We start from the raw sequence: 16,925 nt of genomic DNA, 5'->3' as shown, positions 1-16,925 counted from the left end.
TGTAAAATTCCAGTTGTAACAAGGGTTTTACGATATTCTGTTACAATTTCAGCTGAGAATGATATCGTATTGCTCTTGCGTATATAAATTCTCAACTTGGAACTTAATCACGCGATCAATAAAGTGTTCCAGATCCGCCACAGCTGGGGCTTCTGCAGTCAGCAGTCGATCAATCACTGACGGATGTGCCACTACAGTAAATCCACTTTGTGATTGATAAGCGCGTGCGTAACGTAAAATTTCACGGAATATTTCGTAACACACTGATTCTGCTGTTTTGACATATCCACGTCCCTGACAGGTTAGACAGGATTCACATAACAGGTGTTCTAGAGATTCACGGGTACGTTTACGCGTCATCTCGACCAGACCCAGTTCAGATACCTGGGTAATCTTGGTTTTGGCATGATCACGTTCCAGCATTTTTTCAAACTGGTTCATTACCTCGTCACGATGCTGTGCTTCCTGCATGTCAATGAAATCAATAATAATGATCCCACCCAGATTACGCAGTCTCAACTGACGTGCAATCACCTCAGTTGCTTCCATATTGGTTTTGAAGACGGTATCTTCCAGTGAACGACCGCCGACATAGGAACCGGTATTGACATCAATGGTGGTCATAGCCTCAGTCTGATCAATCATCAGATAGCCACCAGATTTCAGTGCCACACGGGTTTGTAGAGCCTTCTGGATATCATCTTCAACATTATATAAGTCAAAAATCGGTCGCTCGCCTGGATAGTGCAGCAAACGATCATTCATGCTTGGCACAAATTCTTTAACAAACTCTTTCAGTTTGCCGTGGATTTCACGTGAATCGACATAGATTTTGGCAGTGTTTTCATTGGCCAGATCACGAATCACACGCTGTGGCAGCGGCAGTTCTTCAAAGATCAGTGATGGAACAGCAATGCTCTTCTGTTTGCGCTGAATGTAGTCCCAAAGCTTGGCCAGATAAGCCATGTCCTGGGCAATTTCAGCTTCATCAATGCCTTCTGCCGCAGTACGGACAATCACCGAACCGGGCAGTTTATGCTGGGCCTGAATCCGTTCAATAATCGAACGTAAACGATTACGTTCTTCTTCAGATTCAATTCGTTGCGATACGCCAATATGATTGCCATAAGGCATCAAAACCAGATAACGTGAAGGAATGGAGAGATCAGTTGAAAGACGTGCGCCTTTGGTTCCGAGCATGTCTTTCATCACCTGCACCGTCAGAATCTGACCTGGCTGCAGTAATTCAAATACATTCGGTGTCGGCTGCTGACGCGGCCAGACCATATCATTGATATGCAAAAAAGCAGTACGTGACAGACCAATATCGACAAAAGCAGCCTGCATCCCTGGCAGGACACGGACTACTTTGCCTTTATATACGTTCCCCACCAGACCGCGCTTCGCGGTACGCTCGATGAACAGTTCGTTCACCGTGCCGTTTTCGATTAACGCCACACGACATTCCATCGGTGTGAAGTTAATCAATAACTCGTCAGACATAACAACACTCAAAACATTATAAGAATTCTTTTTTCAGCAGTTAATTTAGTGCCTTAACCGTCTGTAGTAACTGTACCGTTTCATATAGGGGCAAACCGACTACATTAGAGTAGCTCCCCTGAATCGCGGGGATATAACGTGCTGCAATGCCTTGAATGGCATAACCGCCTGCCTTGCCTACCGGTTCACCAGTCGCCCAATAACTTTCCATATCAGGGGTGGTGAGTGATTGAAATTCAACCTGGGTCCGTACCACTATACTGTATTTTTCATTTTTTGTGCGTACGCAGACACCGCTAAATACATCATGTTTACGACCTGATATTTTAGCCCACATGGCAAAGGCATGCTGTTTGGATTCAGGCTTACCCAGAATCTCGTTATCAACCCCCAAACTGGTGTCCGCGGCAATAATAATTGCATCTGGATAATGCTCGGCCACGGCATCCGCTTTGACACGTGCCAAACGCTCAACATAAGCCGCAACTGACTCATTGGGCAATACGGATTCGTCAATATCAGGACTGTAAATCTCGAACTCCAGTCCCAACTGTTGCAGCAGTTCACGGCGTCGAGGTGAACTGGAGGCCAGAATCAGATGCGCCATTTTCTGAGCAGATAATATAGAACAGGCCATACCATAACGCTAGTCAGTATCGGTAGCCAGTGACGTGGAATCGAGAACTGCACGCCGCTAATGATTTGAGCAAAGAAGGTCAGCATCAGATGGGCAACGAGTGCCAATGTAGCAATAATCCAGAGATTGCTAAAAGTCAGGATGCGGCGCTCACGGGTCAGGAAGCGCGCCATAAAGGCAATAATAATAAAACTCAGCGCATTCAGACCTAAAGGTGCATCTAATAGCAGGTCTAACAAGATTCCGGTACTGAACGCAAACCAGATCCCACACCAGGTCGGCTGGCAGAGCACCCAGAACAGCATCACCATCAGCATAAACTGCGGACGCCAGCCAGAGAGCGAATAAGATAAAGGATAGACCACCAGAACCGAGGCCAAAATTACTGAAATAATAATCGGGAACAATGGATCCCGATGGGTTCTGGACTGCATTTTAGCGATCGACATGTGGCTGCTCCATCGCTAATGAATCAGAGAACAGTACCACCACATGATGACCACCAGCCAACTGTGCTGCCGGAATCACATCAATCTGGGCAAATTCACCTGAATTATGACGTTGTACTTTAGAGACGTTGCCAACCAGATAACCTGCCGGGAAATGCTGTCCCAAACCTGAGCTATAAACTTTTTCACCGACTTTGATGTTGGCACTGGTCGGTACATATTCCATTTTCAGACGCCCAAGATCACCCGTCCCCGAGACGATGGCACGCATGCCGGTGTGTTCCAGACGTACTGAAAGTGAATGTTCTTTATCTGAGAGCAGCATGACACGGCTACTATGCGGATAGACACTAATGATCTGTCCCATGATCCCCTTGTCATCCAGCACAGTCTGTCCTATCCGTAGGTGGCTGTTAGAACCCCGGTTAATCACGATGATATGACGCAGCGGATCGGCATCAGTACCAATCACTTCTGCAATTTCCATACGTCCATCAATAATTAAAGGCGTGTCCAGCAACCCGCGTAGACGGGTATTTTCAGCAGACAGTTCAGAAATTTTCTGTAAGCGTACCTGCGCCTGTAATAGCTCAGCCTGCATCGCGGTATTTTCACGACGCAGTTGTGCTTCAGACTTGGTTTGTTGATTCAGCCATTCTCGCGACAATACAGGATAGCTGGCCACGGCATATATCGGATTATATGCCGCATTCAGTACATCCCTTGCAGGTTGAACCAGATGAGGCATGCGCCAATCAAAGAAAAGCACCACCAGACAGGTCACCAACGCAATGATGAATGAGCGAAAAGATGGCGGTTGTCGAGAAAACAGATGTGTTTGCACCCGCCGTGTCCTGTTCTTAGCCTACGAATAACATGTCATGATTTGGGTTATCGAAGAATTCGAGAACCTTACCGCCACCACGTGTTACACATGACAGCGGATCTTCTGCAACCACGACAGGAAGACCAGTTTCTTTGGCAAGAAGCTTGTCCAGGTTACGTAGTAATGCACCACCACCCGTCAATACGATCCCGCGCTCAGCGATATCTGAAGACAGTTCAGGAGGGGTTTGTTCCAGTGCAGATTTCACAGCAGACACGATATATTGCAATGGGTCAGAAATTGCCTGAGTCACTTCATCAGAAGTCACCGTAATTGCACGCGGTACACCTTCAGCCAGATTACGACCACGAACTTCAATTTCCAGTGGTTTTGCACCTTCATCCGGAAGCGCCATACCGACTTCTTTTTTAATAATTTCAGCAGTTGTTTCACCAATTACGCAACCATGTGCCTTACGTACGTAGTTGATGATCTGTTCGTCAAATACATCACCGCCAATACGCAGCGAGTCTGCATATACACAGCCCTGTAATGAAATGACTGCAATCTCAGTTGTACCGCCGCCCACATCAACAACCATCGAACCACACGCCTGCTCAACCGGCATGCCTGCACCAATTGCAGCAGCCATCGGTTCTTCAATCAGACGTACTTCACGTGCACCCGCATTATAAACTGCTTCACGGATCGCACGGCGTTCAACCAGTGTCGATTTACATGGAACACACACCACTACACGTGGTGCAGGCGGGAATAAACGTTTTTCGTGAACCTTGCCGATAAACTGATTCAACATAGTTTCAGTGACTTCAAAGTCTGCAATCACGCCATCTTTCATCGGGCGGATTGCTGAAATATTTGCCGGGGTACGACCAAGCATTTGTTTCGCGTCAAGACCTACGGCAGCAACAATTTTTTGTGAACCACTATGACGGATTGCTACAACCGTCGGTTCATTTAATATAATGCCTCGTCCTGGCGCATAAATAAGTGTATTTGCAGTACCTAAATCAATGGCTAGATCTGGCGAAAACAAGCCTATTAGTCGTTTTAGAATCACGGGGACGTTCTCAATTAAACTTTATATGGACGCAAGGTGGCAACTTTAACTAAATGTGATGCTTTGGACAAGTCAATCGCTTATCATAACGCATGATAATTTGATTTTTTTTTAATACTGATTAGGTAATGTTATGTCTACATCGGATGCACAGCATTCTGCAGATTTAAATGCAGAAACAGTTTCAGCTATTGCGAACCTTGCACGATTATCTCTGAATGATACGCAATCTGCTGAATATGCTCAAAGTTTAAATAAAATTTTAGGCATGATGGAAACGCTGAAAGGTATCAATACTGACGGTGTTGAACCATTAAAAAGCCCTTTCGACCATCCTCAGCCATTACGTGAAGATGTAGTGAGTGAAAGTAATCACCGTGATGAATATCAGGCAGTTGCACCAGCGGTACAGGATGGCTTGTACTTGGTTCCTCGCGTAATTGAGTAATTACTATCCAGTTCAATCTTTTTATTAAATTAAACGTAAAGAATTATTTCTCATGACAGATTTACACCGCCTATCAATTCGTGAACTTACCGAAGGTTTGGCCAATGCTAAATTTTCATCACGCGAATTGACTGAACATTACTTAAAACGCATCGAAAAAGTGGATGCTCAAGTGAAGTCATACGTGACTGTGACTGCTGAGCAAGCACTGGCACAAGCCGATGCTGCTGACGCACTGCGTCGTGCTGGTAGCGCAAATGTGCTGACTGGTGTACCAATTGCACATAAAGACATCTTCTGTACCCAAGGCATTAAAACGACTGCTGGTTCTAAAATGCTGGACAATTTTATCTCTCCTTACGACGCAACCGTTGTAGCGAAAGGTAAAGCTGCGGGCCTGGTGACACTTGGTAAAGTGAACATGGACGAATTCGCCATGGGTTCAACTTCCGAATCATCTTACTTTGGCGCGACCAAAAACCCTTGGGCACTGGATCATGTTCCGGGTGGTTCTTCAGGCGGTTCTGCTGCGGTTGTAGCGGCTGATCTGGCACCATTTGCAACCGGTACTGATACTGGTGGTTCGATCCGTCAGCCAGCCTCTTTCTGTGGTCTGACTGGTCTGAAACCGACTTATGGCCGTGTATCGCGTTTCGGTATGATTGCCTATGCTTCATCACTGGACCAAGGTGGTCCAATGGCACGTTCTGCGGAAGACTGTGCTTACCTGATGAATGTGATGGCAGGCCACGATGCTAAAGACTCTACTTCAATGGAAAAAGAAGTGGATGATTATGTAGCAAACCTGAACGGCACATCTGTGAAAGGCCTACGTATTGGTATTCCAAAACAGTACTTCAATGTTGACGGTCTTGCCGCTGATGTAAAAGCACGCGTTGAAGAATCCTTAAAAAAACTGGAAGAAATGGGCGCTATTCTGGTTGAGATTGATCTCAACATGACGGAAGCTTACGTTCCAACGTATTACCTGATTGCACCTGCCGAAGCATCCTCAAACCTGTCTCGTTATGACGGTGTGCGTTATGGCTACCGTTGTGAAGAGCCTAAAGATCTTCTTGACCTGTATAAACGTTCCCGTTCAGAAGGTTTCGGTGCTGAAGTTCAGCGTCGTATCCTGATTGGTACCTATGCCCTGTCTGCTGGTTATTACGATGCTTATTATGTAAAAGCACAGAAAGTACGTCGTTTAATTCAACAAGACTTCCTAAAAGCTTTTGAATCTGTCGATGTCATCGCTGCCCCATCTGCGCCAACGACTGCCTATAAAATTGGTGCGGATTTAACGCCGGTTGAAATGTATCTGGGCGATATTTATACGCTTGCAGTGAACCTGGCAGGTCTTCCTGCGATTAACGCGCCTGTTGGTTTTGACCATAACAACTTGCCGGTTGGCTTACAGCTGATTGGTAACTACTGGTCAGAATCTCAACTGTTGTCTGTGATACACCAGTATCAACAAGCAACAGATTGGCATACAAAACGCGCTGCAATTGCTGAGGAGAATGCATAATGGCGAAGAACAACGCTAAACCTAAATCAAACCTGATTGATGGTTGGGAAGTCGTTATTGGTATCGAGATTCACACTCAGCTTGCGACTAAATCTAAAATCTTCTCAGGTTCATCGACTGAATTTGGTAATGATCCTAACACTCAGGCCAGCCTTGTAGATTTGGCGATGCCGGGCGTACTGCCAGTATTAAACAAAGAAGTAGTTGATCTTGCAATTCGCTTTGGTTTGGGGATTGATGCTTACATTGACCAAGCTTCTGTATTTGCACGTAAAAACTATTTCTACCCTGACTCACCTAAAGGCTACCAAATTAGCCAAATGGATAACCCGATTGTGGGTTTGGGTCATATCGATATCCAGCTTGAAGATGGCACAACCAAACGTATTGGCGTGACACGTGCACACCTTGAGGAAGATGCAGGTAAATCGATTCATGACCAGTTTGAAGGCATGTCAGGCATCGATTTAAACCGTGCAGGTACACCTTTACTTGAAATCGTATCTGAACCAGATATGCGTTCGGTTGAAGAAGCGGTTGCCTACATCAAAGCGATTCATACTTTAGTGCGTTGGTTAGGGATCTCTGACGGTAACATGGCAGAAGGTTCGTTCCGTGCCGACTGTAACGTGTCTTTACGTCGCCCAGGTCAACCGTTCGGCACACGCTGTGAATTGAAAAATCTGAACTCATTCCGTTTCATTGAGCAAGCCATCAATGTTGAAATTGAACGTCAAATGGAAATTCTGGAATGGGATGGTACGATTGACCAGGAAACCCGTCTGTTCGACCCAGTGAAGATGGAAACCCGTTCAATGCGTTCTAAAGAAGAAGCGAACGATTACCGCTACTTCCCTGATCCAGACTTGTTGCCTGTAGTCATTCCAAACGAACAAATCGAAGCGATTAAGGCGACCATGCCTGAGCTGCCTGCTGCACGCCGTGCGCGTTTCGTGGCTGACTTTGGTGTAACTGAATACGATGCGCACGTGCTTACACTGACACGTGAAATGTCAGAGTTCTACGAAGAGGTGGTGAAAGCTGCTGGTGGCGCTGCACAAGGTAAAATTGCGGCAAACTGGGTGATGGGTGAATTCTCTGGTGCGCTAAACAAAGCAGGCTTGGAATTGGTGGATTCTCCTGTATCTGCTGAGAAACTTGGCGGTATGATCGCACGTATTGTGGACAACACGATTAACGGTAAGATCGCGAAGCAAGTATTCGGCTTTATGTGGGACGAAGGTAAATCTGCGGACGAGATTATTGCGGAAAAAGGCTTGAAACAGGAAACTGATACAGGCGCAATTGAAGCGATTATTAAGGACGTGCTTGCTGCGAACGAGAAGATGGTTGAAGAATATAAATCTGGTAAAGAGAAAGCGTTCAACGGTCTGGTTGGTCAAGTAATGAAAGCAGCAAAAGGTAAAGCCAACCCTGCTCAAGTGAATGAATTGATGAAGAAATTGATTGGTTAATTTATTCGCTAATTAATTGATTTCATGTTATAAAAACCTCGCTTAATGCGGGGTTTTTTATGGCTTACTTTAATCTCTTACAATGTTATTCAGAATATGAAATAGATACTTTAGATAATGAACTAATTTCTATTACCTATAGCACAAGTCGTTTTGTGGAACACACTGATGAGGCAGTTCGTCAAAAATTTAAAGATTTAACTAATGAATCATTTTTAATCTTGCGCAATTTCCCTTGTATCATTTGTTTTGAAAACTTTAAAGATTTTATTGCAATAGCTGAATTACAAGATGTTAAATTAAATGAAAAAAACAAAACTATTACAGCGATTTTAAAGTTAATATCAGAAAAAGTTGAAATCAACCCATACATTGAGGAAACAAATAATTTTTTAAAAATTTGTAATTTAGATGAATTAGAAAAAGCATTAAATTTTGATGGTTGGGAAAAAACGCGAACACATTGGGCAATTAAAAATTCTAACTTATTTGAAAAATTAGCGCCTCTTGATATCTTTTCAAATTTAGAAGAGATAAAAGAAACTTTTCCAAATCAAAATATTGACCTACTAAATCCACCTCAAATTATTGGTCATATAAATACATCAATTGAAACTAGTTTTAGCATAGAAGCTGAAATTATCTATACTCCTCCATATATCAATAGTATTTCTACTTATATAGAAAAAATTAAAGATATAAATGAATTCATTATTAACAAAAAAGAAAATCGTGAAGTATTTTATAGAGGTCATGGAAAATTTTCGCACCAACTATTACCCTCACTTTTACGTGAAGATCCCAATGGCAAAGGAAAAGTCTATTTAGAAGGTGAACATTTGTTATTTCGTGAGTTACTCACAATGGAACCTAATTCCTTCAGTAATGACATCAGTGGTTTTGACATCCTTACACGAATGCAACATTATGGGATGCCAACTAGAATGCTCGATATATCTAGTAATCCATTGACTGCACTCTACTTTGCCTGTGAAAATTTAAAACATAATGAAGATGGTGAAGTTGTATTAATTTCTGTCAAAAAGAACGATATATGTTTTTATGACTCTGACAAAATTTCCTGCTTAACAAATTTAGCAAAACTCACTGCTAATCAAAAAGATCAATTATCCCAATATATTATTAATTGCCAAAAAAATGACCCAAACAAAGTTCTTTTAAATGATTCTGACCTTAATGAAAAAGTTTATGAACAATACTTACACTGTATATTAAATGAAAAACCCTACTTCAAACCTAAAGTTGAAATCAAAGATCTTAAAAACACTTTCTGTGTAAAAGGGCGTTTAAACCAAGAAAGGATTATTGCTCAATCAGGATCTTTTCTCATCTTTGGTTTAGATGCGGAAGCTATCCCTGAAAGTGGTAATGATGACTTCAATGTATATAGAATCAGAATAAATAAAGATGATAAAAAGCCAATATTAGATGAACTAGATTTACTCAATATCAATCAAAGAACGGTTTATCCAAGTATTGAAAACTCAGCCAAATATATCAAAAACAGATTAGAAAATTTCAAAATATGACCATCAAAAAAGTATCTTCTATCGTCAAACTCGAAGACTTAAGTCGTATCCAACTCTCCAAGTCCTTTTTTAAGTGTGACTAGCCCCCTCATCCCCCGCCTTCTCCCACTGGGAGAAGGAGCTTTCATTAACAATTAAATGCCGTCATGAATTTAATATTGGATATTCCCTCTCCTGAGCAAGTTTTAAAGCACTGCTTTAAAACGAAGTACAAGTAAGGGTTAGGGAGAGATATTTCTAAAAAAGAAGCACAAGCGAGGATTAGGTAAAGGATTAATATTTATGCTATAAAATCAAAAAAATCTAAGAAAAATAAAAATGACACCCGAACTTTTGCTCTTCCTTATCCAAATTGCCATTGGCATATTTGCACTGGTCATTACCATTTTGCTATTGATTCCAAAATGCCGTAAATGGCTATCTAGAATGCAGCCCGAACCTCGCAGAAAACAGCGAGGATCAGGATTACCCGATGGTATCGAGTTTATTTTCTATCCCATTTACGGGCTAATTAGAATTGTTATTGCCATATTCAAGTAAGTCTTACAGACACGTTAATTCCCTCTGATCGAACCCAACTTATTCCAAATATCTGGCGTTAAAAACGTGGTTACCAGCTTATTCAAATCTACATAACGCAATATACCTTTAAGCTGATTGTTGATTTCAGGATTCTTTAAAATTTCCTCACCTGTACTACGTCCGAGTCCCTGAAAACTATTCCCCACAGCCTCCAGACCTTCTGCCTGAATCACTGCTTTGGTCTGTGCTGAACATTGCTCCACTAAAATACGCTGCAATACCGTCGCCAGATTCTTATCCAGTGCTTCCTTTTGAGTCGCGGTCACATTGCTAAAAGCCTTTAAGTCAGGGTGTGCAGACAAGGCCACAAAGGTCCATTGCATCACCGTAGTTTTATCGGCAGTTGTAGTAGACCTCTCCAGACAATTACTGAGTTGATCGACCGTTGGGCCTGCATTTGCTATTTGCACTACTCCCAACAAGGCAGTTGCCATCAGCGCAGAACGAACGATTTGGGAAAATCTGTGGCTTACAAGGGAAACATAGCGAGACATAAGCAAACTCCGATGAACAGTTTGCCCTTTGTACCACAAAGCATAACAGTTCATCTGTTATTGCATTGCAAAATCAATCTGATTTTTAGCAAAGTACTTGGCGCGTTGATTACGCTAGGCATTCACCCAGTTTCAAAATAAAAATGCCACGTTTCTAAAGCGTGGCATTCTTATCGATTAAAGTCAGATTTTTTTAATTGAGCTGTTTCAACATATTCTTTGCACCCGCATGATTATATTGCGATGCCAGTCCGTTCAGGACGCGTTGAGCCTGTCCTTTGGCATTTGGAAAACGGCTGCTATACGTCGAAATACTGGTCAGACAACGCGCCACCAACATACCGGATTCAGTATAAACCCGCGTTCCTTCTGTGCCTTGCTGCTTGCCATAGTTATAAGCACGCTGGGCATTATTACAGGCATTATTCAGGTTTCTACCATTATTAATGTCACGCCGGGCAGTCACATACAGCTTCATTTGCTGCTGTTGTGGGGTTTCGTTCACGCTCGCACGTGGAGTGGCCACTGTCACCGGCTTAGGCTCTTTCTTCTCGACTTCGGCTTTGGCGAGTTCTTTGCGCTCAAGCTCTTTACGATCGTGGTCTTTCTGTTCTGCTGTTGGTTTTGCTGCTACAGACGTTTTGGCAGTAGCCGTTGCCTTCACCACATTGACCTGTTTCTTGGCTGTCTTCGCAGTGCTCGCAGCCGCCTGATAAAAATTATGTGCTTCAGCTGTTTTCATTAGTCGGGTCAGCAACCGAACGTTACGGGTCTTGCTATTATTTTCTGCCTGACGTTCCGCAACAGGTTCAATCGACACAATCCAGCTTTCCGCAAGATCACCCATCGTACATTTATAGGCACCGATTCCCTGTACAACACCTCGATTTGCAGCGAGACGTGTACGCTGGGCAGGATCATTCACCAGACCAAATTTGCTCTTATATAGCAGGGATAACTTACCCCCCTGTTCATGGCAATATTGCGTCATGACTGAACGTGGATACATGGCCTGAGTGGTATTATGGCGCTGTTGTTGATCCCATAGATAGACATAGTCTTTCGCCTTGCCATCTGGCTGATTGATGCCCCGTTTCACAATCAGTTCCTGGGGACTGTGAAAAGGATGTAATATATTTTTCTTTGCGCCTTGCATGCTATTACATGCTGCCAAGCTCATTGTTATTGTTATCAATAAAAATACTTTCAGTTTCACCGTAGATATCTCAACCCAAAGCATTCACATAAAATAATGCAAAACTGTGCAAACAACAAATACAAGCATCTGATTAATAGAATTATTTTCAAATTTAAAAATATCAAAAATGATAACTATGAGACATTTTAATGGTTATTTTTGAAATTATTTGCATTAACTTTCATGTGGTGCAGTATTATTTTTGAGATAAAACCTACTCAAGAAAAAAGACCAAAGAAGGAAGTACGTACTTCTTTGGTCACTCATCTGGCAGGCTGGATCGAGCTTTTATACTTGTATAGCAAACCACTCTCCACCATCCGCATTCAGTTTATGAGCATTAAAATACTTAATTTTCATCAACGTACATTTATTATTTTTATACGTCAGCGGGGTTGAAAATTAAGTACCAAACACGTTTGGCCCTTAGGATTCTAGTCAAGCGAATATTCACTGAATATCCCCAAATTGGGAGGTTTTACAAATATTTTGCCTATAATTGACCGTTCATCGGATACTCCGGCCAATCCTGAGTTGATATAAAAAAGACCCGCCATAAGGCTGGTCTTTTTAAAATATCAAACACTATTTTTTAATGAATATGAGATTCAAACGCTTTCAGACGCTTGTAGATCGACATTAACTCGATAATCTTTGGCCAAGACAAAATCAGGTACTGGAATGATTCACGGACCTTATTAAACACATTCAGGATCTGCATCATCAGACCCAAAGTAATTGCTCCCGCTGCAATACTCGGAAATAGCACAAACAGGCCATAGATATTGTCGAGCTGCAAATACCAGATCCGTACCATATTGAAATAGGCATAGTGGAAATACAGGCGGAAATAATTCCAGCGCACCCGGCTAAACAGCTCTTTTAGTGTCAGTGGCTGGGCACGTTCGGCATGATCTTCCCCATATACCAGTTCTTTACGGTAAGCCGCTTCGACTTTCTGGTTATTAAACTCCAGTCCTGGCAGTTTCATACCAACGACCATCAATACCACTGTACCAAAGACCGCCCAGCCCAAGGATGCCCAGACCAGCGCGTGACTAATCTCACCCACAATCGGTAAGGTCTTGACGTGACTTGAAAGCTTGTACAGAACTGGCAAAAAAGCCATCAACAACATAAACGATTCAATAAAGGAAACGCCAAGTTCTTCAGTACTGCGAGCAAAGCGCATGGTATCTTCCTGAATACGCTGTGAAGCCCCCTCAATATGCCGCAGCTTTTCCCAGTAAGCCGTATAGTAATCATTCATTGCTGTCCGCCAGCGGAACACATAATGACTGACAAAGAACATGTTAAATACTGCCAGGGTGACATAGATCATCGCGATATAGATAAAGACCAATGCGCCCTGATAAAGCAAAGTTACGTCCCCACCCCCACTGGTCAGCATCTTCTGGATCTGGTCATAGAACGGACTGTACCATTCATTCAGCACAACATTGACCTGAACCCCAAACCAGATATTGAACAGGATAAAGGCCGAACCCCACACCGACCAGCGCTGCCAGGGATGACGCGCTACCACATACCAGAATCCTGCAAAAAGCGCAGTTGCAGTCAGGAACCAGAGATAGAACCACAGGAATTTCTGTGACCAGAAACGGCTGATATCAATCGCCATCGTCGCTTCATGGTAGCCTTCGCTAAAACCCACATAACTGCCCCAGCTTGAACCTCCACTATGCCAGATCGCGAGGTTGATAAAGAACCACACCACCACGCTGAGAAAAAACCAGACGGGTTTTGGAAAGAAAGACTTAAACATGTCCTTTGCATGCTCCTTATTTTTAGTAGACCTCAGGTCAATCAATCATGATGAAATCTGCAGCAGTGTAAAACAATTCATAACAGGTTTTTCAACCTGATCAAAAAAATATCTGCCTGAAAACTGCTTATTTTTATCAATCTATTTATAAGCATGAATCATTATGTATGTAGTGAACTGAATACTTATGTGACGAATCCTGTGATCCATCCCTTGTTGGTTTTAACATCAGTTAACAAGCCTGTACAGAACAGATATGATATATGGTTATTTTCCATCCTACACTACAGCGATATGCACTATTGAAAGGGTTCATTCCAATTTCTCATTTTGCAAAAACTATTAAATAACAAAGAAAAATTATGCTATCCTTGAATGAATAGTAAACATAATAACCGCGGGAAGTTAACTCATGGAAAGCTCTGTAATTGAACTACTGAAGCCAATCACCTTGGAAAAAGAAAACTGCACGCCAATTATTTATGAAGAAGGTACAGTGCTGAAAGTAGTTATGCAAACACCAACCAGTCTATTGGTCACTACAGACAACCAGTTTAACTTTACTGTTGCACTAAAAGATGAAAATACAATCTGGAGAGAATTGTAATTCTGCTGATTCAAAGTTTGGTCTGGGTGGTTGTATGTTTTACTTCTTCTCCTGAATACAGATCAACACCTGCCTGACAGTATTATTATTTTAATCCTAAAGCTGAAAACAGATAAAAAAACCTCCCATCACATTGGGAGGTTTTTTATTGTCTTAAGAAAAATGTACAATCTTGAGACCTACTACACAATCAATATGCCAGCTTTAGCAGGAAGCGGAAAAAGCCTGCAATGAGAGCCATTGTGACAAAGCCTGCAAGCCATAACACAATAAACCAACCTGCCCGATTCAGTTTCATCCTGTTTCCTCCACAAGCCTAATGATAGCCATCATCACCTACCCGTACCTTATCCCGGAACACCCAATAAGACAGACCGGTATAAAACAGGATAATTGGGATGAGGATCAATGCACCAATCAAGGAAAACAGCTGACTGCTTTGCGGTGCGGCGGCTTCCCAAAGAGTAACACTTGGCGGAATGATATAAGGCCAAAGGCTAATGAGAAAACCGGTATAAGCCAGGATCACCAGCGCCAAGGTATAGATGAATGGTGCAAATTCCTGACGGCGTTTACAGGCACGCAGCGCCATAAAGGTAAATAATACAACCAGTATCGGCACCGGACTAAAATAGAAAATCTGTGGTTGACTAAACCAGCGCTCGGCAATCTGTTGATGTGCCAGTGGCGTATACAGACTAACTGCTCCAAAGACCAGTAATAACACAATAATAAGTTTTGGCATCAGCTGGAACATCTTGTCCTGTAACTCGTGGTCGGTTTTAAAGATCAGCCAGCCACAACCTAGAGTTGCATACAGGATTACCACACCTACTCCGGTAAACAGCGAAAATGGAGTCAACCAGTCCAGTCCACCACCACTATAAATGCCATTCGTGGTTTTAATGCCCTGAATATAAGCGCCAAGAATTACGCCTTGCAAGAAAGAGGTCAGAAGCGAACCGCCAATAAAAGCGATGTCCCACCAATGCCTGCCACGATGTGCCTTAAAGCGAAATTCAAAGGCAACTCCTCGGAAAATCAGTGAGATGACCATCAGGATAATCGGCATATATAGTGCGGAGAGCACGGTTGAATAGACCAGTGGAAAGGCTGCAAACAGACCTGCTCCACCGAGTACCATCCAGGTTTCATTGCCATCCCAAACCGGTGCCACGGTATTCATCATCACATCGCGTTCATGCTGATCCTTAAAGAAGGGAAACAGAATGCCTATACCTAGGTCAAAGCCATCCAGTACCACATACATCAGTACACCGAGCGCGATGATCGCAATCCAGATCAATGACAGGTCAATCATTTGTTATTCTCCTGATCACGTTGAGCACGGTCATCCTCTTCATTTTGCTCAAAGATACTCATTGGACGTTTAGACGCACGGATGACTTCACCCTCAGTATGCGGACGGGCATGGATAAATTCTGGTCCCTTATGCATCATTTTTAGCATGTAATAGATGCCGACACCAAATACGACACAATAGACCACTACAAAGATAATCAGAGTAAGTCCAACCTGTTCAGCTGATACAGGTGAGAGTGCATCACGAGTGCGCATGACCCCATAGACCACCCATGGCTGACGGCCCACTTCCGTAGTAAACCAGCCTGCCAGTAAAGCAATAAATCCGGAAGGCCCCATGAAAAAGGCGAACCGGTGCAACCAGCGGGCTTCATAGAAACGACCCGTTTTACGCAGGATCAGACCTGCCAGCGCCATCAAAAGCATCAGCATCCCTAGACCGACCATGATGCGGAAGCTCCAGAACACCACCAGCGAGTTTGGGCGGTCTTCAGGCGCAAAATCTTTTAGACCCTGCACTTCACCGTCCATACTATGGGTCAGAATCAGGCTGCCCAAGTTTGGTATGCCGATAGCATATTTGGTTTCTTCGGCTTCCATATCCGGAATACCAAACAGATAAAGCGGCATGCCTTCACCACGGTTAGTTTCCCAGTGTCCTTCAATCGCAGCAATCTTGGCTGGCTGATATTCACGGGTATTTAAACCATGAAAATCTCCCACAATTACCTGTAGGGGTGCCAGCACCAGAATCATCCACATCGCCATGGAAAAAGACTTTTTGACCAATGCATCGCGGCGCCCTTTAAGTAGATGCCAAGCAGCTGTAGCCGCTACTAGCAGTGCCGAAACCAGAAAGGCAGCAATCCCCATATGCAATAGACGATACGGAAAAGACGGGTTAAACACGATAGCAAACCAGTCCTGTGGCATGATGATGCCATTTTCAATAATAAAACCCTGCGGGGTCTGCATCCAGCTATTAGAGGACAGGATCCAGAACATGGAAATACAGGTACCCAGGGCAACCATTACCGTAGCAAAAAAATGGGTTTTCGGACCGACCCGATCCCAGCCAAAGAGCATGATACCGAGGAAACCGGCTTCCAGGAAAAAAGCTGTCAAGACTTCATAAGCCAGCAGTGGTCCAGTGACACTTCCAGCCACTCTGGAAAATTCACTCCAGTTGGTGCCGAACTGATAACTCATGACCACACCAGAGACCACCCCCATACCGAAGGCTAATGCAAAAATTTTGATCCAGAATTTAAACAGATCCCGGTAAACTGGATCTTGGGTTTTGAGCCAGCGCCATTCCAGAACGGCCAGAAAGCTGGCCAAACCGATGGAAATCGCAGGGAAAATAATATGAAAGGAGACAGTAAAGGCAAATTGGATACGTGCCAGTTCCAGCGCAGTTAAACCTAAATCCATG

Annotated in this window: 16 protein-coding genes; 5 read left to right on the top strand and 11 right to left on the bottom strand. The window is 43.3% G+C overall.

Going from position 1 to position 16,925, the window contains the following annotated elements:
* Positions 1-48 precede the first annotated feature (48 nt).
* From rng to ACS72_RS04680, 5 genes are read right to left on the bottom strand one after another with little or no spacing between them, the layout of a single operon-like run.
* On the bottom strand, positions 49-1,503 hold the full coding sequence (gene rng, locus ACS72_RS04700) for a ribonuclease G (protein WP_048881383.1): 1,455 nt from the start codon (positions 1,501-1,503) through the stop codon (positions 49-51).
* Between the two features lie 40 nt (positions 1,504-1,543).
* The gene (locus ACS72_RS04695; protein WP_004810978.1) at positions 1,544-2,110 is read right to left on the bottom strand and encodes a Maf-like protein; all 567 of its coding nucleotides are present in this window, start codon (positions 2,108-2,110) and stop codon (positions 1,544-1,546) included.
* Positions 2,098-2,589 (bottom strand): rod shape-determining protein MreD, encoded by a 492-nt coding sequence (gene mreD / locus ACS72_RS04690; protein ID WP_048881382.1) that lies wholly within the window; start codon positions 2,587-2,589, stop codon positions 2,098-2,100. The genes ACS72_RS04695 and mreD overlap by 13 nt, the downstream gene beginning before the upstream one ends.
* Complete coding sequence (mreC, locus tag ACS72_RS04685; protein ID WP_048881381.1) at positions 2,576-3,433, bottom strand: rod shape-determining protein MreC; 858 nt, start codon at positions 3,431-3,433, stop codon at positions 2,576-2,578. Before mreC ends, mreD begins: the two co-directional genes overlap by 14 nt.
* Positions 3,434-3,449: 16 nt before the next feature.
* The gene (locus ACS72_RS04680) at positions 3,450-4,496 is read right to left on the bottom strand and encodes a rod shape-determining protein (protein ID WP_048881380.1); all 1,047 of its coding nucleotides are present in this window, start codon (positions 4,494-4,496) and stop codon (positions 3,450-3,452) included.
* A gap of 133 nt (positions 4,497-4,629) precedes the next feature.
* Between ACS72_RS04680 and gatC the strand changes: the two genes are divergently transcribed.
* The 4 genes from gatC to ACS72_RS04660 are packed head-to-tail and all read left to right on the top strand — an operon-like array spanning position 4,630 to position 9,500.
* A complete protein-coding gene (gene gatC, locus ACS72_RS04675) occupies positions 4,630-4,944 on the top strand; it encodes an Asp-tRNA(Asn)/Glu-tRNA(Gln) amidotransferase subunit GatC (RefSeq protein WP_005221175.1) in 315 nt (104 codons plus the stop codon).
* Between the two features lie 52 nt (positions 4,945-4,996).
* Complete coding sequence (gatA, locus tag ACS72_RS04670) at positions 4,997-6,475, top strand: Asp-tRNA(Asn)/Glu-tRNA(Gln) amidotransferase subunit GatA (protein ID WP_048881379.1); 1,479 nt, start codon at positions 4,997-4,999, stop codon at positions 6,473-6,475.
* A complete protein-coding gene (gene gatB, locus ACS72_RS04665; RefSeq protein ID WP_008305658.1) occupies positions 6,475-7,950 on the top strand; it encodes an Asp-tRNA(Asn)/Glu-tRNA(Gln) amidotransferase subunit GatB in 1,476 nt (491 codons plus the stop codon). Before gatA ends, gatB begins: the two co-directional genes overlap by 1 nt.
* A gap of 59 nt (positions 7,951-8,009) precedes the next feature.
* Entirely contained in the window at positions 8,010-9,500 is a 1,491-nt protein-coding gene (locus ACS72_RS04660) for an FRG domain-containing protein (protein WP_008305659.1), read from the top strand.
* A gap of 554 nt (positions 9,501-10,054) precedes the next feature.
* On the opposite strand, the gene ACS72_RS04650 is transcribed toward ACS72_RS04660, so the two are convergent.
* The 3 genes from ACS72_RS04650 to sbmA form a co-directional block, all read right to left on the bottom strand.
* Positions 10,055-10,576 carry a hypothetical protein gene (locus ACS72_RS04650; RefSeq protein ID WP_034592672.1) on the bottom strand — a complete coding sequence of 174 codons (522 nt, stop codon included), beginning with the start codon at positions 10,574-10,576 and terminating at the stop codon, positions 10,055-10,057.
* 193 nt (positions 10,577-10,769) lie between these two features.
* Entirely contained in the window at positions 10,770-11,756 is a 987-nt protein-coding gene (locus ACS72_RS04645; RefSeq protein ID WP_008305665.1) for a hypothetical protein, read from the bottom strand.
* A gap of 610 nt (positions 11,757-12,366) precedes the next feature.
* Entirely contained in the window at positions 12,367-13,560 is a 1,194-nt protein-coding gene (sbmA, locus tag ACS72_RS04640; RefSeq protein ID WP_004810997.1) for a peptide antibiotic transporter SbmA, read from the bottom strand.
* 412 nt (positions 13,561-13,972) lie between these two features.
* On the opposite strand from sbmA, the gene ACS72_RS04635 reads away from it, so the two are divergent.
* Positions 13,973-14,167, top strand: coding sequence for a hypothetical protein (locus ACS72_RS04635; RefSeq protein ID WP_004810999.1), 195 nt, complete (start codon positions 13,973-13,975; stop codon positions 14,165-14,167).
* Positions 14,168-14,357: 190 nt separating this feature from the next.
* On the opposite strand, the gene ACS72_RS17930 is transcribed toward ACS72_RS04635, so the two are convergent.
* The 3 genes from ACS72_RS17930 to ACS72_RS04625 are packed head-to-tail and all read right to left on the bottom strand — an operon-like array spanning position 14,358 to position 16,924.
* Complete coding sequence (locus ACS72_RS17930; RefSeq protein ID WP_017401650.1) at positions 14,358-14,465, bottom strand: hypothetical protein; 108 nt, start codon at positions 14,463-14,465, stop codon at positions 14,358-14,360.
* Between the two features lie 18 nt (positions 14,466-14,483).
* Positions 14,484-15,488: a cytochrome d ubiquinol oxidase subunit II gene (gene cydB / locus ACS72_RS04630; RefSeq protein WP_004811002.1), complete on the bottom strand. Its 1,005-nt coding sequence runs from the start codon at positions 15,486-15,488 to the stop codon at positions 14,484-14,486.
* Positions 15,485-16,924, bottom strand: a complete 1,440-nt coding sequence (locus ACS72_RS04625; RefSeq protein ID WP_048881378.1) for a cytochrome ubiquinol oxidase subunit I — start codon at positions 16,922-16,924, stop codon at positions 15,485-15,487. Before ACS72_RS04625 ends, cydB begins: the two co-directional genes overlap by 4 nt.
* Position 16,925 lies beyond the last annotated feature (1 nt).

It is taken from the genome of Acinetobacter sp. VT 511, assembly GCF_001077515.1.
Taxonomy (GTDB): Bacteria; Pseudomonadota; Gammaproteobacteria; order Pseudomonadales; family Moraxellaceae; genus Acinetobacter; species Acinetobacter schindleri.
The sequence above is the reverse complement of the archived record's forward strand: the minus strand, read 5'-3'. Positions and strand labels throughout refer to the sequence as shown.